The organism is Pantoea sp. S61 (assembly GCF_016625145.1).
GTDB lineage: Bacteria > Pseudomonadota > Gammaproteobacteria > Enterobacterales > Enterobacteriaceae > Pantoea > Pantoea rwandensis_B.
In genome coordinates this window covers 41,247-63,409 of record NZ_JACVUO010000004.1, presented here as the reverse complement: position 1 = coordinate 63,409, position 22,163 = coordinate 41,247, and the positions used below count along the sequence as shown (strand labels likewise).

The 22,163-nt window shown below is 50.4% G+C and carries 19 protein-coding genes; 4 read left to right on the top strand and 15 right to left on the bottom strand.

Annotation, left to right across the window (positions count from 1 at the left end; all coding sequences use genetic code 11):
• Positions 1 to 329: 329 nt before the first annotated feature.
• The 10 genes from IAE30_RS10510 to proB form a co-directional block, all read right to left on the bottom strand.
• The gene (locus IAE30_RS10510; protein ID WP_038648733.1) at positions 330 to 1,325 is read right to left on the bottom strand and encodes a glycosyltransferase family A protein; all 996 of its coding nucleotides are present in this window, start codon (positions 1,323 to 1,325) and stop codon (positions 330 to 332) included.
• Positions 1,322 to 2,629: an oligosaccharide flippase family protein gene (locus IAE30_RS10505; protein ID WP_045813731.1), complete on the bottom strand. Its 1,308-nt coding sequence runs from the start codon at positions 2,627 to 2,629 to the stop codon at positions 1,322 to 1,324. The genes IAE30_RS10510 and IAE30_RS10505 overlap by 4 nt, the downstream gene beginning before the upstream one ends.
• 1,174 nt (positions 2,630 to 3,803) lie before the next feature.
• Entirely contained in the window at positions 3,804 to 5,549 is a 1,746-nt protein-coding gene (locus IAE30_RS10500; RefSeq protein ID WP_200538299.1) for an amylovoran biosynthesis protein AmsF, read from the bottom strand.
• A gap of 201 nt (positions 5,550 to 5,750) precedes the next feature.
• The gene (locus tag IAE30_RS10495; RefSeq protein WP_038648740.1) at positions 5,751 to 6,044 is read right to left on the bottom strand and encodes a hypothetical protein; all 294 of its coding nucleotides are present in this window, start codon (positions 6,042 to 6,044) and stop codon (positions 5,751 to 5,753) included.
• Complete coding sequence (locus IAE30_RS10490; protein WP_200679759.1) at positions 6,041 to 6,385, bottom strand: hypothetical protein; 345 nt, start codon at positions 6,383 to 6,385, stop codon at positions 6,041 to 6,043. The genes IAE30_RS10495 and IAE30_RS10490 overlap by 4 nt, the downstream gene beginning before the upstream one ends.
• 2 nt (positions 6,386 to 6,387) lie before the next feature.
• Positions 6,388 to 6,855: a hypothetical protein gene (locus tag IAE30_RS10485; RefSeq protein ID WP_038648745.1), complete on the bottom strand. Its 468-nt coding sequence runs from the start codon at positions 6,853 to 6,855 to the stop codon at positions 6,388 to 6,390.
• A gap of 181 nt (positions 6,856 to 7,036) precedes the next feature.
• Entirely contained in the window at positions 7,037 to 7,315 is a 279-nt protein-coding gene (locus IAE30_RS10480) for a hypothetical protein (protein ID WP_071845630.1), read from the bottom strand.
• Between the two features lie 413 nt (positions 7,316 to 7,728).
• Positions 7,729 to 8,460, bottom strand: coding sequence for a S24 family peptidase (locus IAE30_RS10475; RefSeq protein WP_038648747.1), 732 nt, complete (start codon positions 8,458 to 8,460; stop codon positions 7,729 to 7,731).
• 352 nt (positions 8,461 to 8,812) lie between these two features.
• Entirely contained in the window at positions 8,813 to 10,066 is a 1,254-nt protein-coding gene (gene proA / locus IAE30_RS10470; protein ID WP_200679757.1) for a glutamate-5-semialdehyde dehydrogenase, read from the bottom strand.
• A 10-nt stretch (positions 10,067 to 10,076) separates the two neighbouring features.
• Positions 10,077 to 11,180 carry a glutamate 5-kinase gene (proB, locus tag IAE30_RS10465; protein ID WP_038648752.1) on the bottom strand — a complete coding sequence of 368 codons (1,104 nt, stop codon included), beginning with the start codon at positions 11,178 to 11,180 and terminating at the stop codon, positions 10,077 to 10,079.
• Positions 11,181 to 11,425: 245 nt separating this feature from the next.
• On the opposite strand from proB, the gene ompC reads away from it, so the two are divergent.
• Entirely contained in the window at positions 11,426 to 12,544 is a 1,119-nt protein-coding gene (ompC, locus tag IAE30_RS10460; protein ID WP_038648755.1) for a porin OmpC, read from the top strand.
• A 112-nt stretch (positions 12,545 to 12,656) separates the two neighbouring features.
• On the opposite strand, the gene crl is transcribed toward ompC, so the two are convergent.
• The 3 genes from crl to gpt form a co-directional block, all read right to left on the bottom strand.
• Positions 12,657 to 13,058 (bottom strand): sigma factor-binding protein Crl, encoded by a 402-nt coding sequence (crl, locus tag IAE30_RS10455; protein ID WP_038648758.1) that lies wholly within the window; start codon positions 13,056 to 13,058, stop codon positions 12,657 to 12,659.
• A gap of 109 nt (positions 13,059 to 13,167) precedes the next feature.
• The gene (frsA, locus tag IAE30_RS10450) at positions 13,168 to 14,415 is read right to left on the bottom strand and encodes an esterase FrsA (protein ID WP_038648760.1); all 1,248 of its coding nucleotides are present in this window, start codon (positions 14,413 to 14,415) and stop codon (positions 13,168 to 13,170) included.
• 121 nt (positions 14,416 to 14,536) lie between these two features.
• On the bottom strand, positions 14,537 to 14,995 hold the full coding sequence (gpt, locus tag IAE30_RS10445; protein WP_007887137.1) for a xanthine phosphoribosyltransferase: 459 nt from the start codon (positions 14,993 to 14,995) through the stop codon (positions 14,537 to 14,539).
• 254 nt (positions 14,996 to 15,249) lie between these two features.
• Between gpt and pepD the strand changes: the two genes are divergently transcribed.
• Entirely contained in the window at positions 15,250 to 16,710 is a 1,461-nt protein-coding gene (gene pepD, locus IAE30_RS10440) for a beta-Ala-His dipeptidase (RefSeq protein ID WP_200679536.1), read from the top strand.
• A 96-nt stretch (positions 16,711 to 16,806) separates the two neighbouring features.
• On the opposite strand, the gene IAE30_RS10435 is transcribed toward pepD, so the two are convergent.
• Entirely contained in the window at positions 16,807 to 18,096 is a 1,290-nt protein-coding gene (locus IAE30_RS10435; RefSeq protein ID WP_200679534.1) for a TcdA/TcdB catalytic glycosyltransferase domain-containing protein, read from the bottom strand.
• Positions 18,097 to 18,240: 144 nt separating this feature from the next.
• Positions 18,241 to 18,510 carry a hypothetical protein gene (locus IAE30_RS10430; RefSeq protein WP_200679532.1) on the bottom strand — a complete coding sequence of 90 codons (270 nt, stop codon included), beginning with the start codon at positions 18,508 to 18,510 and terminating at the stop codon, positions 18,241 to 18,243.
• 1,128 nt (positions 18,511 to 19,638) lie between these two features.
• Here IAE30_RS10430 and IAE30_RS10425 point away from each other — a divergent pair.
• Together IAE30_RS10425 and IAE30_RS10420 are read left to right on the top strand one after the other, a co-directional pair.
• The gene (locus IAE30_RS10425; protein WP_200679530.1) at positions 19,639 to 21,144 is read left to right on the top strand and encodes a sugar ABC transporter ATP-binding protein; all 1,506 of its coding nucleotides are present in this window, start codon (positions 19,639 to 19,641) and stop codon (positions 21,142 to 21,144) included.
• Positions 21,141 to 22,139 carry an ABC transporter permease gene (locus IAE30_RS10420; RefSeq protein ID WP_038648770.1) on the top strand — a complete coding sequence of 333 codons (999 nt, stop codon included), beginning with the start codon at positions 21,141 to 21,143 and terminating at the stop codon, positions 22,137 to 22,139. The genes IAE30_RS10425 and IAE30_RS10420 overlap by 4 nt, the downstream gene beginning before the upstream one ends.
• Positions 22,140 to 22,163 lie beyond the last annotated feature (24 nt).

Genomic DNA, 22,163 nt, shown 5'->3' with positions numbered 1-22,163 from the left:
AACAAAATTGCATGACTTACGCACGCAAACGTTTGCATGGGGCGCTATTTGACCTGAGAGCATGCTGAAGTGCAAGGATTTGTCGGGCTCGAATGGCAGACTGCCCAGGGTATTAGCAGGAGAATCATGCGCGAGACAGCGAGGAGTGAAAGGCAGGTCGTGCTGGCAGGGAAAATGTGGCAACGGCGAACCGTTGCCACAGGGACTGCAGTAGAGAAAGGTGAAACTCCCCCGGCAACTGCTCTCTGGCGAAGCCATCGTTCCACTCGGTATTCTGAGGAATATCCGCAGCAGACAATGACAGAGAATAATTCCGGGGGAATTTCAAATCAGAATGCGCGCATTCTGTAGAGTGCATAAAGGAAATAGTACGCTGTGATAGTATTCAAATTCATAATCATGTACTTCAGTTTTTCATTTTTATTCAGCAGAATGAAAATCCCTTTCGAGTATTTCCCCCGCTTTATTTCATTAATTTCCTGCGCGATATCCGCAGGTGAAAACGACGAATGATACATCGCTGTGACAATTTGCATGTCTAACGCCAGCACGCGTTTTGAAATGCCTTTTAACAGGTAATCGAGATTGCTTCCCTGATATTTCTCAACGATAGAATCATACAGCGTGGTCAGAAACTGTTTCCTGACTTTAAGCTCGCTGTAATGAACCTTTTGCTTGGATAATGAACCGGCAACATCTTCATAATGGTAGGGCGTTCCCTGAGTGACCAGAAAATTGCTAATACAGCTGAAGAATTTGAGGTTAAATAACAGGTCCTCACTCATCGAGATCCCCTCGATAAAGCGCAGGTTCAGCTCACTCAGTATCTGACGGCGATAACACTTGTTATGCAAATAACCAATGTTGTCGCTCATCTCCAGCTCACCGAGCACATAAGGAATATCCTCATTGCTGAAGAAGCCAGCCCGAGAGACCTTGCCCACGCGACCGTCGTTGAGGTTGCCTACCATCAGATCTATCGACTCCGTTGGCCATGCCTCCAGATTCTGTTTGAAGATCATCAGGAAATCATCATCCACCCAATCATCTGCATCGAGGAACAGAACATATTCCCCACTGGCCTGCTGCAACCCGCTATTGCGAGCCGCGCTGACACCGGCGTTCCTTTGGTTGATCACCGTGACCTGAGAATAACGTGAAAACTCCTCCAGTACGTTTAGGGTTGAATCAGTGCTACCATCATTGACCACCACAATTTCATAATTACTGAATGTCTGATTAAGCACACTCAGCAATGTCCGCTTGATGGTTTTTTGTGAGTTATAGACGGGAATAATAATACTGAAAAGTGGTTTTTCATTCATGATAAACTCTCTTTACTGTCTGAGGTTTTGTAATTGACAAATAACTGCCATAGTTTCCTGGGGTTGAAAAAAATCTGATGAATACGCATCACCGGTTGCGCAGTGAAGAAATAATTAAGCAGCGAGAAAGAGAGGAATTCGGTTAATACCACGCTGAGGGCAGCGCCGGTTAAACCCAAAAGTGGCACCAATAAAATGGACGATGCCAGGCAGATAATTAATACCGCAAAGGTCTTTTTCACTAAAAAGCGATAACCGTTGTACTTAATAATAAAACGGTCCATTAAGCTGCTGAGCACACCACACATCGCACCCACACTGAGCAACAGCGTCGGCGCGATGGCATCGAGATACGCCTCGCCGTAAAAATCACGGATAAACCAGCCCGAGAGTTGCCATATCGCCATGATCACGATGGCGGATACTCCCAGCACCAGCAGATGCAGTTTTTGCGCTTTGATAATTGACTGCTCATCATCACGCTCGGCAAAGAACGCCGGAAAAAATGAGGCCAACAAGGCATTGGGTAAAAACACCCATGAGGTTGCCAGCGTCATGGCGACAGCAAATATCCCCGCCTCTTTTACGCCAAGGAAATACGAAACGCTGAGTTGGTTGACGCGGGTATAAATCGCGATGGCGATTACCGAGAACACCAGCGAAATGCCGGAAGCCACCATGTAGCGCGAATACTTTTTGATGTGGCGCAGCGCCGGGATCGGCCCCTGGCGATGATAGCGCCAGAAGATCGCCAGCTTGATGCTGAACGGCAGCAATGTGGCCAGCACAATGGGGATCGCCAGAAACTGAGGATCCAGCTGCAGATATGAAATAATGAAGCGCACTGACAGACTGATTGCGAGGCCAATCACATTGGCGATCACATTGAGTCGGGCGTTGAGCATGGCCTCGTTGTAGATATTGACCAGATCAATCGACGAGAACAGACAGGCAATCGCCGCTGCGCAGATAAATACCAGCGCTTCACGGCTCCACGCCTCTCCCATGATCACCATGCCGCTGAGCGCTAAACCGCAGTAAATCAGCATCACCAGCAGAAAAGTCGCCATCATCAGGCGAATACCTGAATGACGATTTTGCGAAATACGCTTCAGCAAAATCACATCGCTGCCCATAACGGCGATCGACTGAATAAACTGAAACACCAGCATGGAGAGTGAGATAATGCCAAAGGTGGTCGGTCCAACATATTTCGCGACATAGGACGTCACAAAAATCAGACCAAACACCGCGATGAGTTTTTCAGCAATCATCCACATCGAATTTTTTAATTTATCTTTCACAGATCAACCTCAGTGAGATTCATGGCTAAGCCAAACTTCACGTCCCTTTCGTCCGGCTTAACATTACCTTTGATTTATTTAGGAGTTTCCTCAGGCAGGAATTACCGGCCTTTAAACGCTCATAAAACGGCGGGCTAAATAAGATTATCGCTAATCAAATCGTGCAATTTTATTATTCATTCATTTAACGAAAAGCGCAGGCTACCGCCCCTGGCTTACAGCTACCAGTGTACTGACTACCTGATACGGGCTATTTTTGACGCAAAGAAACCACACTGCACTCAGACGAGTTCAGTTAAATATCATTCAGTTACATTAAATCTTATTTTGAAGACAAGATGACGCTTAGTGCAATCACCGTGACATCAATAAGAAACGCCAATTATCAACATGCCATTCATATGATTAAAACGGGTGAAGCCTACTGAATTTTTTTGCACCACAAGAAATGCCGACCGGGATTGAAAAGGTGCATCTAAAGACGGCCTTCTCAACGAACGTTACGACATTAACGATTTTGCTGTATGCCCTGCCATTTTATTATCTCGATGCGTCTTTCGCCGTTCGATAATGGCAAGTGGCGTTAAATCAACATGACTCTCGCAGCCGTGTTGCAATGGGCTCAGGGCCCTAATTTTGCGATCTGATTCAAACTTTTAATCGCATTCTCACCAGACAAGGCGATGAGGTCAATGGCCTGGAGGCCAATACGGAATTTACTTAGCTGGAAATGAGATATCGTTGAAGGGAAAAGATTAGCGCGGATGAATCGGTTTTCAGAAAACTGATTAAGGCGGCAGTCAAATACTGTTAGGAATAATAAGATAGAAATGGACTGACAAGGCCATACTTCGCTAACACCTTGTTCTATAAGTTAACCTGCTAATTAACTGAGTAAATTAAACTGTAATGAATCTTGAGATAAGAACGGATCTGATAAATTGAGCCATCTTTTACCTTGTGCCGTACTAAAAACCACACACCTGTCAAATTCACGTTTTTTGTGCGCATTAACTAAAATAAAAAGAGAGTTAACACCTTCCATATGAGCAAATCGCTATCCTGTGCGGCTGACAGGCTCGTTTTTTTAAATAGACGACGCAACGGAACTGCACAGTGTGCATTTTGATCAAAAAAAAAGGCGAGGCCGCAGCCTCGCCAGATAGGTTGGATTTCAGTCGTAGTAGGGCAGTTTACGGTCAACACCGTTGATATTTACCAGCACAAAGCCGGTTGGCGTGGTTTTATTGGTTGGCGTTCCGGCAGCGGTGGCTACCGTCAGCACGCCCTTCTCATTAGCACCAATCCCCGCCAGCCCATTGTGCATGCCAAAGCGTGCGGCTGGCTTCAATGTGCCCATGGTGGTGGTATCGGTAACGACCGACAGATCAGACTGGAACAGCGAGCAGGAACCGCTATCGAATCGCGTCGGACCGGTATTTTTCAGGTTCAGCATCGTGTCGCCACTGTTGGCTTTCAGCTTCACCCACACCACGGCATAAGTGGTGCCGACACGGCCGTAACGCATATCCAGGATGGCGGGCTGCCCCATATGAAAGGCATCCGCCCACACCGTATCCAGCCGTTGCAAATTGATCCAGGTTTTGCCGCTACTGGCCACGTTAACCGGGGTGCCGGCGGTACCGGTGGGCTGGGTGGCATCGGCTTTACCAATAAACTCCATCACCCACTGCTGGTTCGCATTGGGGAAGAACAACTGCCCCAGGCGATACCAGTTGTCGGTTGAAGTGTTATTGGTGATTTTGTAGCCGCTATAATAGCCGGCACGTAACGATCCGGTCAGGAAACTGCCGTAACTCTCGTCACGGCGATAGCCATATTCGAAGGTGGAGAGCCATCTGCCGGCAACCAGATCGTTCGACACTTTCGCGCCGGATTGCAGGTTGATTTGACGCATCACCACGCGCGCATTATTGAGATTGAAAGGATTGCCGCAATCCTCGATATTGAGCGTGTCAATGGTCCAGCCTCCATCCGACAAGTCCCCTGGATTACGCGTGTGCTCGATCCACACATTGCGCAAAATCCCCTGTGTACAACGCGGCATATACAACGTGGCGTCACCATAACCCGTCTGGAAGTTACAGTTACAAATCTCAATCGCGGTAGAGTGATCCCATACACCGTTGGGTGAATTTGACCAGCCCACATCGAAGACGCGCGCATAGGTGTAGAGGGTATAAATCTGGTCAAATTTGCTGTCTAGCGTGTCCAGCACTTTAATCACCGTGCCGCCGTTATTCTGTGCGCGGAAACAGTAGATGTTTACCGTGGTGCCTTCGATACAGGTATTTTCGAAGAACGGCTGGACGTTGCTGCACATATCGGCAGTGATGGTGCCTTTGTTGGTGGTGATATCGGCCGAGGCCTGACCATTCCAGGCAATGCCGCGAATCGAGGTGCGGCGCGCCTTCACCTTGAATACCGGATTGGCACTCTTATCCGAGATAATCGTGGTACGCGGCAGTGACCCCAGCTCAACATCATCACCCTGCAGGCCAAAGAAGGCGTTATCGGTGCCGCTGATATCAATTGGACTGATCAAAAACTTCCCGCCGGGAAAACGAATCGGCAGGTCCTTAATATTACCGCTGTAATTCTGCGTCCAGGTTAGCATGCGATTAACCGCGTCCGTGTCATTGGCATAACCGTCCCCTTTGGCACCAAAGTGATAGACGTTCACGTCAGAAGGATCGTTAATCACGCGTTTCCAGTAGAAGCCATTACCAATGGCTAAGGTACCACCATCGTCTGCCGCGGTGGTGGTGCCAATAAAACCGGTAAAGTCACCGCCTCCATGGAAGGTGGAGTCCACGTTGTAGCGGCGCAAAAACGCCAGATCGCCATTTTTAGTCGGCGTGGTGGTGCGCAGTTCTGCAAATGAATTAACTTCGATCATCATAGCCTCCTCGGCCTTTTCAGGTTTGCAATGCAAGTGTGGGAACGGCGTTACTGCGCCAATTGGCCGCAGTGCTGATCCCAGAGATCGTTGTGGTTGTTGATGGCGCGCACGGTGCGAACATCCATACGCTCGGCATCATTGCCGTGGGTGTAAATCGGGGAGAAAAGCGTGCAAGCAGAGTCGATAACGACGGGGGATTCAGGGCTGGTTGTATTTCGAGTGCTGCAGCTTGTCGCGAGCAGCAGCGTCATCAAGGTTAAGATTGCTGGCTTCCACACGTTTAGCCTCCTCGCGCAACTGTTGTTGCTGCTGGTTAACCGCGACAGCCTGCACGGCCGCTTTGTTCGCGGATTCCACCTCTGATTTGGCTTGTTGCTGCACCTTGCCAATCTTTCTGCCACCGAAGTAGCTGGCAATCAGTGCCGCAACAATGCCCGCCAGCGCAGCCAGCCAGTGCCAGCTGCCGCCAAGCAGTGAAGTGATAAGCGTCATGGTTTCTCCTCCAGCGTTTTGCGCTGTTCGATCAGGTTTTTCTGCCGGACAAACTGCGCCAGAACCCCCATCGCCACCATGAAGGCACCAATCAACCCGAGGTAGTTGTGAGGAAGAATGTCTTTGATGTCCTGAGGCAGTGCATTCCAGGCATCCAGCGCGGATGAAGGAAAGGATTGCGCCCAGGCGCTGAGCATCGAACCCAATGAAGCCAGCCACACTGACCAGGTTTTGAACAATAATCGTGCATGCCTGACGAACTCCAGCGTGGTAAAACGCTGGAGCAACAACAGCACAATCACTGCCGCCAGCACCGCGATGACAAACACCGTCCATCTCATGTTCATAACAGCCCCCGATAAATGTCGTAGCTGCCGCTGCGCATCACCTCTGCGTGGCGCCGTGCGCGCCCGGGCGTTTGCCGTGCCCACAAGCTGTCGAGCATGGCATTGGCAGCGCCGTTAAAGTCCCCCTGCGTGATGGCACTCAGCATGCCGCGAAACAGGGACAATCCATCGACGCCCAATTGGTATGCCATGCTGATCAGCACATCACAGCGCGCCTCACTGCACTTGCTTAGCGCTTGCTGCACCAGAGCACGCTGGTTCATCTCCTGCACTTTGTTTTCCACAATGCACTGCTTCCACACATCCCCCACTCGTCGCGGGACCTGGAAGATGTAGTTGCTGAGTGAGGCTCCTTTTGGTCCGATGCGGATACCGCCGGCCACGGTAGGAAACCCTTGCGTATCAAGGTAGGGCGCCTCACGGTAGCCCTCTTCAAAATTCAAAATGGCAATAATCTGGCTCATAGCGATTCCTCTTTGACGGGCGCAACGATGGAAAAATGACTGCGCAAAGACTCCAAAACATAAATCTCACTGATCTATTGCCCGTTGTGATACCGCGCGTTATCCGCGCTACGCTCAAGCGAGGCTAAACAGTGAGCAATAACGAAACGTTCCGCTTAAAGCTGGGAAATATGACAAGGATTTAGCGCACGGCGTACAAATGGACGTGGGGAAGACAGCAGTTATCGAAGCTGGCACTTTCGGCCTGACTTCGTGTAGGTGCCATTACCGCACAGTCGACTCGCGATTGCGTCTGGCGCTGGCAGATGCGTTCTGCGCTACGCAGGGTTGGGTTATCGGGCTCAAGGCCTAAGGCACAGTCGATACTGTGCTTCAGGCGGCTAAGTGACTGGCGGCGTCGGTGACGACGGGTGCGCGCGTTCCCGGTGAAGACTGACTTGCCATACTGGATAATCGCCATAACTCCTCCTGTGAATGAGTTTTTGGCGATGGGGTGGCAGGCGCGGCGTGTCGGCTGAAGCCGAAGCGTCCGCTATTCCACTGCAAACACTCGACATCGACCCGCCCGGCTGCGTTCGCGGCCAGGGAAAAGCAGAGGAGAGTGAAGTCAGAAGAGAGCTGACGACGCTGCATAATGCGCATCCACCCCATCCCAAAATTCACTGACTTTGGGTGGTGGGTATCGCGCTTGTGCAGCGCCTCAATTGTTTAAGAGCGGGCTCATCCGGGAGCAGTGATGTCGTCCTTCCATGGTCAAATTATTAACAGGTTCTAATGCATTGGCAAACACCAACAGTTAATTTTTTATTTACCGTCAGTTAAATTTATGATTTCAGCCAGATTATTTTTTTACCCACTCAATACGTTTTGTGATCAACCTAAAATCTGATAATCGCGGGCCTGGCTCATGATGACACGCGCTACCACCTGCAATGAGGCCGCCTCATCCAGCGTCAGGTACCAGGTCTCATAGCGCTTGTTGTCAGAGATCACCGCGACCTTTCTGTGCTGCAGCTGCAGACGTTTGAGATAAAGTTGATCGTCTAGCGTGAACAGGTAAATCCCGTCGCCGTCAAAGCGGTGCACGCTGATATCCACAAACAGCTGATCGCGCGGCGCAAAGGTACCAGCCATGGAATCATTGTTCAGCGCGATGAGTCGGATGTTCTCTGCCGGACGACCGCTAAACAGCACGCGCGCCTCATCCAGCCCATACTCGATCGCCTGAATGGTTTCGACCAGATCATCACGCGCAGCAATGCCCTGAGCGCTACGCTGCCCAATATCCAGACTTTCAACGCGGAACAGATGTTGTGGGTCCATCAACGTCTGCTGGCCGATCGTGGCAGCGGGTTTTTCCATGCCAAACTGCAGCCATTCTACGCGCACGTCCAGTAACTGGCTGAGCGCCAGTAAATTGCTGTCATCTGGAATCGATTGCGCGTTGAACCATTTCCAGACCCCCGGTGTTGAGATCCTGCATCCCCTTTCCTGCAGTGCCTGTGCAACCTGTTTGTTCCGTCCATGTCCGACAATTCCCGCGCTGTCACACGCGGCAATCAGCCTGGCAGTAAAAGCTTGTCTGTTACTCTCTTTTTTAACCATCAGTTAATAATCTGCCATCAGTTAAAGACTGAATGTTATTTTCATTTTTGCTACCAGTTCATTTTATATTACCGTCAGTTTACTACCCAACAGCTTTTATCAATGAAGCTGGATGATCATTATCCCCTTCGGCGAGGTGGAAACCAGTAATGAATGCCCGACAGCTTGTTCTGACAGGGGTTTTCAGGATTGTTCTGTGACGCTGATACCAGCCGTTAAAACCAAAAATGGGCGAAAAGGCGCGGCGGCGCCATAGATGACAGAAATAAATCAAAAAGCTCTGGGAATAATTGGATCTGAAGCAAAAAAAATGGGCACCCTTGCGGTGCCCATTGGGTTGCAGAAGTGAAAATTAGCCGCGCAGCGTATCGTCGCCCCAGCCAATCCACTTGTAAGTGGTGAGTGCTTCCAGCCCCATTGGACCACGCGCATGCAGCTTCTGCGTACTGACCGCCACTTCCGCGCCCAGACCGAACTGCCCCCCATCGGTGAAGCGCGTGCTGGCATTCACATAGACGGCGGAGGAATCAACCTGATTCACAAAGCGATTGGCATTGCCAATGCTGCGCGTCAGGATGCCATCCGAGTGTTGGGTACCGTGCTCGCGAATATGGGCAACCGCATCGTCGAGATCCGCCACCAGCTTGACGTTGAGATCGTTGGATAACCACTCATCATCATACTGTTCGGCTTGCACTGCCACGACGCTGGCCGGACCGTTTTGCAGCAGCTGCAGGACATTTGCATCGCCGTGCAGCGGGATATTTTCCTGCGCCATCCGCTGTAAAAATGCAGGAATAAAGCGTTCAGCCTGATCGCGGTGAATCAGCAAGGTTTCCAATGAATTACAGGCACTCGGACGCTGTTTTTTCGCATTAACAATCACCTCCAGCGCGGGCTCAATATCCATGGTTTCATCGAGATAGAGATGACACACGCCAATACCGCCAGTGATCACCGGAATGGTCGAGTTTTCACGACACAGCTTGTGCAACCCTGCGCCGCCACGTGGAATCAACATATCGACATAGCGATCGAGTTTCAGCAGTTGGTTAACCAACTCGCGATCCGGGTTTTCAATCGCCTGCACAGCCCCTTTGGGCAGGCCATGCACGCTCAGCGCGTTTTGGATCACGCGAACGGTGGCCGCGTTGGTGCGATAGGTCTCTTTACCGCCGCGCAGAATCGCCGCATTGCCGGTTTTCAGGCACAGAGAAGCCACATCCACGGTGACGTTAGGACGCGCTTCATAAATCACCCCAATCACGCCCAATGGCACGCGGCGACGTTCAATACGTAAACCGCTGTCCAGCACGCCGCCATCGATCAACTGCCCGACCGGATCGGCCAAACGGCACACCTGACGCACATCGTCAGCGATACCTTTCAGACGCTGCGGATTGAGCGTCAGGCGATCCAGCAATGCCGCGCTCATGCCATTCTGCCGCGCATCGGCCAAATCCTGCTCGTTAGCCGCCAGAATGTCGGCGCTTTCCGCTTCCAGACGATCGGCAATCGTCAGTAGCACCTGATTTTTTTGTTCGGTGGAGAGTTCTGCCAGTTTGTACGAGGCTGCACGCGCCGCTTTACCCATTTCTTCTAACATCATCTGCTCCTTAACTGACGATCATATCGTCACGATGCACCGCAACCGGGCCATATTCGTAACCGAGGATATCGCCAATTTCCTGACTGTGATGACCGGCAATCATGCGCATGGCATCGCTGTTGTAACGCGTCACGCCATGGGCGATATCACGACCTTGCAGGTTGCGAATGCGGATCACTTCACCCCGAGAGAAGTTGCCCTGCACTTCACGTACGCCTTTCGGCAGCAGTGAACTGCCGCGCTCTAATACCGCAGCCAGTGCACCATCATCAATGGTGATTTCACCGGCAGGTGGGGCACCGAAGATCCAGCGCTTGCGGTTTTCCAGCGGTGATTGCTGTGCGTGGAAGCGGGTGCCAACCGGCTTGCCATACAGTACATCGCTGATCACATCCGGGCGGCTGCCTGCCGCGATGATCACGTCGATACCGGCACGGCAGGCCACATCAGCCGCCTGCAGTTTAGTCGCCATGCCGCCGGTGCCGAGGCCTGAAACACTGCCTCCGGCTAACGTGCGCAATGCGTCATCAATCTGGTGCACATCGCTGATCAGCTCGGCTTCAGGATTGGTGCGCGGATCGGCGGTGAACAGACCCTGTTGATCGGTCAGCAGCAGCAGTTTATCCGCACCGCCGAGCATCGCCGCCAGCGCAGACAGGTTATCGTTATCGCCCACTTTAATTTCTGCGGTAGCAACAGCATCGTTCTCGTTAATCACCGGCACGATATGGTTGTCGAGCAGCGCACGCAGCATGTCACGTGCGTAGAGGAAGCGTTCACGATCTTCCATATCCGCACGGGTCAGCAACATCTGCCCGATATGAATGCCGTAAATCGAGAACAGTTGCTCCCACAGCTGAATCAGACGGCTCTGCCCCACCGCAGCCAGCAGCTGCTTTGAGGCGATGGTAGGCGGCAGTTCGGGGTAACCCAGGTGTTCGCGTCCAGCGGCAATCGCGCCGGAAGTGACGATAACGATACGATGACCCGCCGCATGCAGTTGTGCACACTGACGAACCAACTCCACCATGTGCGCACGATTCAGCCGACGTGAACCGCCGGTGAGGACGCTGGTACCCAACTTGACCACAAGGGTCTGACTGCCACTCATGTTTTTCCTGCCATATAAGAAAAAATTCTGCGAAGGGACGTTTTATCAGGAGTGAGCGAGGAAGCCAATAACAGCAAGGGGAAAAGCACAAAAAACCCCTGACAATGCGGTAGACCAAAAGTTCGCGATTAACAAGAAATCAGAAAAACTGTCATAAAACTTTCATCACCAGTCGGTAAAAAGTTCCCTGTTTTACAAACCCTTTCAAGGGTACAACAAATTTTACTCATTGGGATTGATAGCAAATGAAGAAGAGCACACTGGCATTAGTCGTATCAGCGCTGGCACTGGCTTCCACCGCCCAAGCCGCAGAAGTTTATAACAAAGACGGCAACAAACTGGACTTCTACGGCCGCGTTAAAGCTGAGCATTACTTTAGTGATGCCGCTTCAAACGACGGTGACAAATCTTACGTTCGTATCGGCTTCAAAGGTCAGACCCAGATCAACGATCTGATGACCGGCTACGGCCAGTGGGAATACCAGTACAACGTCAACAACTCTGAAGGTTCTGACGCTAACTCAGGCAACAAAACCCGTCTGGGCTTTGCGGGTCTGAAATTCGGTCAGTACGGTTCATTCGACTACGGTCGTAACTACGGCGTACTGTACGACGTTGAGGCATGGACTGACGTATTCCCAGAATTCGGTGGTGACGGTACTGCGCGTACTGATAACTTCATGACCGCTCGTGCTACCGGTGTTGCGACTTACCGCAACAGCAACTTCTTCGGTCTGGTTGATGGCCTGCGCTTCGCGCTGCAATACCAGGGTAAAAACGACTCTACCAGCGCCAACGCACGTGGTAGCGCCACCGATACTTCTCGCCAGAATGGCGACGGTTACGGTGCATCACTGGGTTACACCATTGGCGATACCGGCATCAGCCTAATGTCTGCAATCACCTCTTCTGACCGTACTAACCAGCAGCAAGCTCGTGCTTACGGTTCTGGTGATAAAGCGGATTCATGGGGCGCAGGTATCAAGTATGACGCTAACAGCGTTTACCTGGCAGCGATCTACACCGAAACCCGTAACATGACACCAATCAGCGGCACCAACTCAGTGACAGGTGCTTCTGTATCGGGTGCGGCTAACAAAGCACAGAACATTGAATTGGTTGCACAGTACCAGTTCGACTTCGGCCTGCGTCCGTCCATTGGTTATGTACAGACTAAAGGGAAAGATATCGAAGGTATCGGCGATGCTGACCTGGTTAAATACATCGACGTTGGCGCGACTTACTACTTCAACAAAAACATGTCTACCTTTGTTGATTACAAAATCAACCAGCTGAACGACGACAACCGTCTGTCACTGAACAACGACGACATCGTTGCTGTTGGTCTGACTTACCAGTTCTAAGCAGTTAGCTTTACCCTCAATGTGTCTATAAAAAAAGAGCCGGCTCATCACCGGCTCTTTCTTCTTTATCTCTACCAGACTGGCTTAAAAGCCACGCTCTGGGAATGCAGGGTTAAGCGCTGAGCTTCACCGGCTCCTCTTTAAATCCCGATGCCGGTTTGAGATCCAGCTTGAGGTCATGCAGCACGGCTTTCAAACGCTCGTGGAAATTACGCAAGGTACTCTCCACTTTCTCGTTGTTCTCTTTGCCTTTGATCGTCGCCACACCCCAGTCACCGTCTTTATCAAACAAACCAAAGTGGTATTCATAGGTGAAATGGTCTTCGTGCGCTTCCAGCGTCATCCACCAGCCCCAAAACTCACGGAGTTCGGGTGCGGGTTTAACGTTGACACACGCCGCCAGGCAATCAAAGAAGAAACGCTGCTCTTCACATTTTCCTTCACGGATGTACGGCCCCAATTCGGTGAAGCGCTTCAGCAGGCGACTACGGGGATGACCACTCGGTAACGTCATGCTAATTCTCCCTCAAATAACCGTAAAATTGTTTCTCGTTACGCGAATCACGCGCGCAACGCAAAATATCCCGGATATAAGTAGTAGCAGAGCGTCGAATTTTTGCCAGTCATACACCCAATTGTTTTGCTAACCAGTCACAGATTTGATTTAACGCTTTCTCAAAACTGGAGAACACCGGCGTGGCGGGTATCGCCAATACTTTGCCCTGTGCGGAAGAGTTGGCAATCAATTGTGCCTCCTCTTCTGGGCTGAACAAATCGCCCGGCCAGTAAGCCGCCAGCATCGGCGTCGGCGTGCGACGCCCCAGTAAGCCCTGCACCTTCAATGAATAGCGATTGAGCTCAATGCGCAGGTTGCTGTCAGACGCGGAAGGCATTCCCAGACGACTGGCCAGCATATCCATGTACATGTCTGGCAGTTGTTGCTGGCGTTGCTCATCGACAAACACGTTATGCACCATCGCGCCCAGTGTCGCGACCGCACGCAGGCGCGGCACTTCCAGATAAGCCAGTCGCGTGGCGACATTGGCGCCAAAGCGATAGCCAAACAGCGCAACGCGCGTGTGATCAATCCACGGCACATTACTCAGCTCACGCAAAACCTGCTGGTGAAGCTGGCTGGTGTCCTGATTCAACGTCCATTTGCTACTAAAGCCCACTGAAGGCATATCCAGCGTCAACATGGCGATACCACGCGGCGCCAGATAATCGTGGAACAGGCGATAATGATCGCTTTGCAGCGAATCCAGGCCACCGCACAGCAGCACGGTCGGGTATGGGGCTTTGGCCCCGGCAGGCATATGCAGGAAACCGGTAACCGGGCTGCCACCGCTGATTTGAAAAGTCAGCGCTTTCAGCTCACCCGGTAATCGCTGCGTCGCTTCTTCATACGCCCGATTCGCCAGTACCTGAGCCTGATCGGCCAAATCATCGCCTTTTATATACGGATAGGCAGCAATACTGTAGAGGTTCGATGCCCGCATCCATTGATGCCCGGCTTCTTCGTGATCTTCATTCTGCATCGCCCGCTGTTGCCACAAGGCGGCCTGCTTCGACCACTCATAGTTCCAGTTACCCCCGCGATAGCCAATCACCGTATCGAGTTGAGTGTCATCAGTATGCTCGTATTCACTGATGGCGATGCGCGCCAGCACTTCGCTGATCTCCTGCGGAGACAGGCCGCGCCACGTCCACAGCAGTTTGTTGAGCATGCGATACCAGCAAGGTTGGGTATCCCCTTCCAGGGTGTTGTGCACCTGTACCGGATGGTGATGCTGGCGATGCACCAGAGAGGAGGTTTCCGGGTGTTTAAAGCGGGGCTTAAAAAGCTCTTCGCTGAGGTTTTTATCCGACATCTTAGACGTTCTCCCGCGATAGTCGCATAGATGCCTAAGAGTGTACTGCACCCACATGTTGGGTGCGAGGCGTAGAATGCACAACGCCCGGCATAACCGGGCGTTGTTTGCGTTGCATCAATCAGCTTTTGACGATTGGCGGGATATAAACCACGCCCATGTCCCATGGCTGTTCGATCCAGGTGTTCTGCGGAATATCGACAATGTAGTCGTCCACCAGCGCACGGCCAGCTGGCTTAGCGAAGATGGTGCAGAAACGCGCTTTTGGATACATATCGCGGATCGCTTGCGCGGTGCCACCGGTATCCACCAGGTCATCAATCACGATGAAACCTTCACCATCGCCTTCGGCACGCTTCAACACTTTCATTTCGCGCTGATGGTCGTGGTCGTAGCTTGAGATGCACACGGTGTCGACATAGCGAATACCCAGTTCACGCGCCAGCAGCGATGCCGGAACCAGACCACCGCGGCTTACCGCAATGATACCTTTCCACTGTTCCACAGGAAGCAGGCGCTGGGCCAGTTTGCGGGCATGGATCTGCAACATGTCCCAGGTGACGACGTATTTTTCGCTCATAAAAGAAATCCCGACCAACAATGTTGGTTTAAAAATAGGCAAGGGGGAAAAGGTTGCGCGAGATTATAAGGATCTGACGCGTTAAAAACCAGCATCTGTCGCATTGGATGCAGGATTTTAGCGCGCCTGAGTACGCACCCGGTGAAAAACAGTGATATTCTCAGCCACATCACGTCAGATGTGCTGACGGCGATCTTTCACTGGAACCCGGCGTGCGAGCGGTATGTCCGCCGCGCTGACACAGGAGATGCATTGTGTCTGAATTGTCGCAACTTTCCCCCCAACCGCTGTGGGATATTTTCGCTAAAATCTGCTCCATTCCGCACCCTTCTTACCATGAAGAAGCGCTGGCCGAACACGTGGTCAGCTGGGCCAAAGAGCAAGGCTTTTGGGTTGAGCGCGATCAGGTCGGCAATATCCTGATTCGTAAACCGGCCACTGCGGGCATGGAAAAACGTACCCCTGTTGCACTTCAGGCGCACCTCGATATGGTGCCGCAGAAGAACAACGATACGGTGCACGACTTCACTAAAGATCCGATTCAACCTTACGTTGATGGCGAGTGGGTTAAAGCGCGTGGCACCACGTTGGGCGCCGACAACGGTATTGGCATGGCTTCTGCACTGGCGGTGCTGGCTGATAACAGCCTGACCCACGGCCCACTGGAAGTGCTGCTGACCATGACCGAAGAATCGGGCATGGATGGTGCATTTGGTCTCCAGCCAAACTGGCTGCAAGCCGATATCCTGATCAACACCGACTCCGAAGAAGAGGGTGAGATCTACATGGGTTGCGCAGGCGGTATTGATTTCATCACCACCCTGCCATTAACCCGCGAAGCCGTACCTGCGGGCTTTGAAACCCTGAAGCTCACGCTGAAAGGTCTGAAGGGCGGTCACTCCGGTGCCGATATTCATCATGGTCTGGGCAACGCCAACAAACTGCTGGCGCGTTTCTTTGCGGTCTACGCGCAGGAACTGGATGTGCGTCTTATTGAGTTCACTGGCGGCACGCTGCGTAATGCGATTCCGCGCGAAGCTTTTGCCACGCTGGCGATCGACAGCCATAAAGTGGATGCACTGAAATCGGCTGCGGTCCATTTCCAGGCTACGCTGCTGAACGAGCTGGGCATTAAAGAGAAGAACATTGCGTTAACCACCGAGCCGCTGGCACATCAAGGCCAGGCGCTGACCACCGACAGCCGCGATCGCTTTATCAACCTGCTGAACAGCACTCCGAACGGCGTGATCCGCAACTCTGACGTGGCCAAAGGCGTGGTGGAAACCTCGCTGAACGTCGGCGTGGTGACCATGGATCAGGACAATGCCGAAATCATCTGCCTGATTCGTTCACTGATCGACACCGGCAAAGATTGGGTGGTTGAAACCCTGACTTCACTGGGCCAGTTGGCTGGCGCGAAAACGGCACCGAAAGGCGGTTATCCTGGCTGGCAGCCTGATGCCGATTCGCCAGTGATGGCGCTGACGCGTAAAACCTACGAAGCGCTGTTTGGCAAAACGCCAAACATTCAGGTGATTCACGCGGGTCTGGAGTGTGGTCTGTTCAAGAAGCCGTATCCGAACATGGATATGGTGTCGATTGGGCCAACCATTACCGGTCCACACTCACCGGATGAGCAGGTGCACATTGAGAGCGTCGGTCTGTACTGGAAACTGCTGACTGCGCTGCTGAACGTGGTGCCAGAGAAAGCGTAAGCGTAGGATTGTTGTAGAACAGTGTTATTGCTTTAATGCTGGTCACCTTTCGTGGCCAGCAATTTAATTAGCTTTCGATTTGTATCCATAATCACGTCACAATCGCCATGATGATAAAACTCCTTCAGGGGTGTACAAATTGTGATGAAATAAAGCTATTCCAATCTCTTTATCATGCATGTAATCGGCAACTAAATCTGGGGTAATGTTATCATCAAGATCTAATAATTGATAAGCAAGGCCAATCAACACTTCCACAATTAATCCTGGGCCGGTTAAAACTGAAGTCACACTATAATTTTTATTTATTAATTCGCAGCGCCAGGTGAGTAGACGAGAAAGGTAGTGCGTATTATCGCTACGATCATAAAAGTTAAAAATGCAGTCATTTTTTTCTAAAAAACAGTATCGTTTCTTCATTGTCCGAAGGATTATACTTACAGTCTTAGAGCCACTATGAGAAGATATAAAGCTATTAAAATATAATCCTTTCAGTCCTTTCACCGCGCCTATAGCGAGTAAATTCTCATGAACAAGTATAGCCTCAAGAGGGAGAATGTCTCTCAACGTAAAATTTGACGCATCAGCGTCAATGACATCTAAAACCTCTTTATGCCACGCCAAACTAAAGCGTTCTCCATACTTATAGTTTTCAATGTATTCATCATTTGAACATTCAAGTTGAGATAATATATTAAGTATCTTCTTTGTTTTGAATATGCGTAAGAAATCATCTTCGACAGCATTTGATTTTTCAAGTAATGCATTTAATCCCTCAAACACATGGTCAGTATACGGCATCGTATCAACATTAATATAGGTTCCACCGAAACTGTGGATTATCATCAACCTGACTATATCGCTGGCACCAGCCAAATTCCCTCTCAATATTATTTCATAATAATAAAAGCGTCTAAACTCCTCATTGAATTCATTAAAAAGAGTGTTTAAGTTTTTAATTTTAATTCTTTTACCTTCAAACCATGGATTTAAAAATGATGCAGGACCTGGAACAGGCTCAATTCCATTAGCCATGAAGAAATCGTTTACACACTCATTAAAACAATCTCCCTCAATCAACCTGGGGTAAATATAGTTAAATGCATCGTTCTTGAGGTTCCTTTCAGCTTCATAATAATTTCCCACATCACATTTAATTAAAAATTTTTTGATGCTACTGTGAAAAGAATGACATTGAGAAAGATTCAAGTCACACCAAAAGAAGATCTCTTTGTCCTGATTAGTCTGTTCCCAGATGTCAATATAATCAGTACAGACCTGATTTGTATCTCCAACCCATACAAAATGCAGTAAATCAGGTACTAACACTTTACTATGCTGATTGAGTTGCACATCTGATAATTGACACTTCATTCTTAAATTCATGTTCAACCTGCCATTGGCTGTGCTTTAATGCTTGTAAGCAACCTGGAACACGGCATATTCACTTGGGGTAATGATTCATACCAATGAATCAATTTAGATTAACCAGAACAATTAGTCTCCAGGTGAACTTTATTCGCCATGAATTCATGTTGTTAACAAGTAATAGATAGCCATTAAAATTAGAATGACAGCACAAATGACCGCACTACCAGAGAGATCCTTCAATGAATCCAAATATCCACTATTGAACTCAACGACCTTACGCAATGCCTCCTTCTCATTATCAGCCTCAACCACAACATGAAACTTCCTGAAGCCAAGTTTTCTCATTTCTTTCATTGTCTGAGTTGTCAGCGAGTCTTTGGCATAAACTTTCGACTGTTCATCCTTGAAAAATACAACATACTTCCTCATTAAACACTCCTTAAAATACAATTTATTTATATTTGACGCATTGCAACTAAAGCTTCTCTGGTGCTCAAGGATGATTGTAGTGAATAATCCATTAAAAACTTAATCCACATTCGATAAATGAGGCTCTAAAATTCAAAGAGCACAATCTTTTCGTTGTGCTCTCATTATTATTACCGGTGATGACCTATTTGTTGTCTCCCTCTATTCCCTGGTCCCGTGCCGTTACCTCCGTAACCGTTTCCGGAATTATTATAGGACCCATTACCTCCCCAAAAACCACTAGCGCCAGAGCCACTGCCATAAGGTGAATTTTGTGATGCAAAAGACTGAAAGCCTCTACTCCCATTATTCCCACCATTATTAGATGAACCCGAGCGCGATCCTCCATTTGTTGCTGATTGGCGACCACTTCCATCCTGATCAGCCCATCCACCTGAGACTTGATCTAACTGGCTACTCAAAATTTCTTTCATTAGAACCTCCATAAATGAATAAAGATAACATGCTCCCTGATAATCACTGTGAATTCTAAATTAAAAACAACCGTGGGTTAAAGTAATAAATATCAATGCCGTGATACATCTCATAAAAAATCATACTTTATTATTTATATTCCTTAGTTAATTTACATGTTCATGTAAAAGCATCTTGTAATTAAATCAAGCCTATACCTATGTAGTTAAAGATATTTAGCAGGTAAAGTAATTAAATATAAATATTTGATCAGCCGTGTTTAATGTGTCCCTCTATCCAGAAAAAAGAAACCTTCTAATAAAAAGAGGACTTTTTAATTGATAGAATCCCCATTTTAAAAAAATATTGAATACATTTTAATTTAACAAGAATAATTAACGGCTATAACTTAAGAATTCTGATAGATATTCAATGAATTTACCCTTCAGTTTTAAGGATATGCCTCCAAGACATACAGTATATTTCACTAGAGGAACGCACCATTACCTTGCTATCTCACTACAAAAAATCCCCTGACCAGTTTTAGACGCCGTTACGCCCAGATGTCTGGATGGCTAATAAGATTTCGTGCTAGCTTATGCGCTTTCATTTGTTGCCCAGCGTTATCGGTTCAGAAAAAATGCCACCCACTCTTTTAATGAAAGGCCTGACCCCATGAGTGCGATTAACCGCCTGGAGATGCGTAATATCTCCATCGCTTTTGGCGGTTTTGCCGCGCTGACCCAGGTCGACTTCCTTACCGAAGGCGGGTCGGTGCATGCGTTGACCGGGGCCAATGGCGCGGGAAAGTCCACATTGATGGCGGTGCTATCAGGCGCGCACCGTGATTACAGTGGCGAGATCCTGCTGGACGATGTGCCGGTCTCCATTCGTTCACCGCGCGATGCCAAAAAACTCGGTATTCATCTGGTGCAGCAGGAAGTGGATGTGGCGCTGGTGCCGCAGCTCAGCGTGGCGGAAAACATTCTGCTCGATCAGCTGGCAGAACCCGGCCATGTCTATAGCTGGCGTGAAATCCGTCGCCAGGCGCGTGCCCTGCTCAATCAGTTGGAAGTGAACATCGATGTTAATCGTCTGGTGGAACGCTGCTCGCTGGCTGAGAAGCAGCAAATCTTGCTGGCGCGCGCCCTCTCCCACCATTGCCGTTTTCTGATTCTGGATGAACCGACTGCGCCGCTGGATCAGCATGAAAGCGAGCGTCTGTTTACCGTCGTGCGCCGTTTACAGCGCAACGGCATTGGCGTGGTGTTTATCTCCCACCGCATTCACGAACTCAAAGCGATTTGCGATCGATTAACCGTGCTGCGTGATGGTCGCTTGATTGAGAGCAGCCCAATGGCGGCGCTGAGCGGGGAGCAAATCGTTGAGAAGATGCTGGGACACCAGTTGACCGATGTCTATCCACCACGACGTGAACATAGCGAACAACCGCTGCTGCTGTCGGTGGAGGGTTTGCACGATGACCAGCTGCTGGGTGATATTTCACTGCATCTGCGCAAAGGTGAAATTCTCGGCATCGCTGGCCTGGCGGGCGCGGGGAAAACCGAGCTGTGTAAGGCGCTGTTTGGCGCAAGCAAAAGCCGCGTCGAAAAAGGCGAGCTGCACGGCAAACCGTGGCGGCCGCGTTCACCGCACAATTCGGTGGAAAACCGCATGGCGCTGGTGCCGGAAGAACGTCGCAAGGAAGGTATTTTTATCGATGAACCGGTGAGCATGAACCTGAGCGTCAGCGCCGACAACAGTTTTTCCCGCTGGAGTCTGTTCGGCCATCGTCAGGCCTGGCGCTGGGCTGAAGAGGTGATTCAGCGCCTCAACGTGCGTACCACTGGCCCGGCGCAGATTCTGCGCCGCCTATCGGGCGGTAATCAGCAAAAAGTGGCAATTGGGAAATGGCTACGCAACAACGCCGACGTATTGATTTTTGATGAGCCGACCAAAGGCGTCGATATCAAAGCCAAGACCGATCTGTTCAGCCTGATTGATGGCCTGGCGCGCGAAGGCAAAGGCATTATTTACGCTTCGGGCGAGTTTTCCGAACTGGTCGGCTTATGTGATCGTATTTGTGTGCTCTGGGATGGGCGCATTGTGGCAGAGATGGAAGGTCGTGAGGCCACTGAAGAGATGCTATTGCTTTATTCCACCGGAGGAACCCCTGCGTGAGCAGCAAAGAACTATCCCTGAACCCGCAGCCTTCTCTGCGTCATAAATTATTCGATTTTCTCTATAAATGGGGCATGTTGCTGACCGTGGTGATCCTGATCGCCGGGTTTGGCCTGGCATCGGACAGCTTCCTCGAGCCCACCAACATCATCAACATCCTGCGTTCGATTGCTATCGTCACGGTGATTGCGATTGGCGTGTCGATTTCGCTGACCATCGGCGGCTTCGATTTGTCGGTGGGATCGACCGCTTCGCTGGCCAATGCGCTGGTGATTTCGCTGTTTGTCTGGCATGGCTTTGGCACCACCGAAGCGATCATCATTACGCTCCTGCTGTGCACCCTGGTGGGGCTGCTCAACAGCTTCCTGATCGTGATTCTGCGCATTCCCGACATGCTGGCTACGCTGGCAACCCTGTTTGTTATTCAGGGCGTGGCGATGACTTACAGCTTCGGCGGTTCGATTACCGAGAATATGGTGATGCCAAGCGGCGATATGGCGGAAGGCACCATCCCCGCAGCGTTCGGTCTGTTGGGTCAGGTGCCGACCATTGTCATCATCATGCTGGTGGTGACGATTGTGGCGCAATTGGCACTGTCGTTAACCAAACATGGCCGTCGCATGTACGCGCTGGGGGGCAATCCAGAAGCCGCACGCCTTTCCGGCATTCGCACCACGCGCTATCGCGTTTTGGCCTATGTACTCGCATCCCTGCTGGCCGGGCTGGGCGGTATTTTGCTGGCATCACGTATTGGTTCTTCCCAGGTGAATGCCGGTAGCGGTTATTTGATGGATGCCGTTGCCGCGGCATGGATCGGCTTCTCGCTGGCCGGTTCCGGCAAACCTAACGCGCTCGGTACGCTGGTGGGCGCGGTGATTCTTGGTGTGTTGCAGAACGGGCTGGTGATGTTGTCCGTGCCTTATTACGCCATGGACATTATCAAAGGCCTGGTGCTGGCTCTGGCCCTGGCAATTACCTACATTCAGCGCCGCTAAGGCGCGTTTACTGAGAAAGAGAAT

Excerpts from the sequence above, each read along its gene's own strand:
- crl (WP_038648758.1), bottom strand. The coding sequence starts at position 13,058 with ATGACGTTACCGAGTGGTCATCCCCGTAGTCGCCTGCTGAAGCGCTTC.
- gpt (WP_007887137.1), bottom strand. The coding sequence starts at position 14,995 with ATGAGCGAAAAATACGTCGTCACCTGGGACATGTTGCAGATCCATGCC.
- frsA (WP_038648760.1), bottom strand. The coding sequence starts at position 14,415 with ATGTCGGATAAAAACCTCAGCGAAGAGCTTTTTAAGCCCCGCTTTAAA.
- IAE30_RS10490 (WP_200679759.1), bottom strand. The coding sequence starts at position 6,385 with ATGAGATGGACGGTGTTTGTCATCGCGGTGCTGGCGGCAGTGATTGTG.
- IAE30_RS10495 (WP_038648740.1), bottom strand. The coding sequence starts at position 6,044 with ATGACGCTTATCACTTCACTGCTTGGCGGCAGCTGGCACTGGCTGGCT.
- IAE30_RS10425 (WP_200679530.1), top strand. The coding sequence starts at position 19,639 with ATGAGTGCGATTAACCGCCTGGAGATGCGTAATATCTCCATCGCTTTT.
- IAE30_RS10435 (WP_200679534.1), bottom strand. The coding sequence starts at position 18,096 with ATGAATTTAAGAATGAAGTGTCAATTATCAGATGTGCAACTCAATCAG.
- proB (WP_038648752.1), bottom strand. The coding sequence starts at position 11,180 with ATGAGTGGCAGTCAGACCCTTGTGGTCAAGTTGGGTACCAGCGTCCTC.
- IAE30_RS10485 (WP_038648745.1), bottom strand. The coding sequence starts at position 6,855 with ATGAGCCAGATTATTGCCATTTTGAATTTTGAAGAGGGCTACCGTGAG.
- ompC (WP_038648755.1), top strand. The coding sequence starts at position 11,426 with ATGAAGAAGAGCACACTGGCATTAGTCGTATCAGCGCTGGCACTGGCT.
- IAE30_RS10430 (WP_200679532.1), bottom strand. The coding sequence starts at position 18,510 with ATGAGGAAGTATGTTGTATTTTTCAAGGATGAACAGTCGAAAGTTTAT.
- proA (WP_200679757.1), bottom strand. The coding sequence starts at position 10,066 with ATGTTAGAAGAAATGGGTAAAGCGGCGCGTGCAGCCTCGTACAAACTG.
- IAE30_RS10480 (WP_071845630.1), bottom strand. The coding sequence starts at position 7,315 with ATGGCGATTATCCAGTATGGCAAGTCAGTCTTCACCGGGAACGCGCGC.
- IAE30_RS10475 (WP_038648747.1), bottom strand. The coding sequence starts at position 8,460 with ATGGTTAAAAAAGAGAGTAACAGACAAGCTTTTACTGCCAGGCTGATT.
- IAE30_RS10510 (WP_038648733.1), bottom strand. The coding sequence starts at position 1,325 with ATGAATGAAAAACCACTTTTCAGTATTATTATTCCCGTCTATAACTCA.
- IAE30_RS10500 (WP_200538299.1), bottom strand. The coding sequence starts at position 5,549 with ATGATCGAAGTTAATTCATTTGCAGAACTGCGCACCACCACGCCGACT.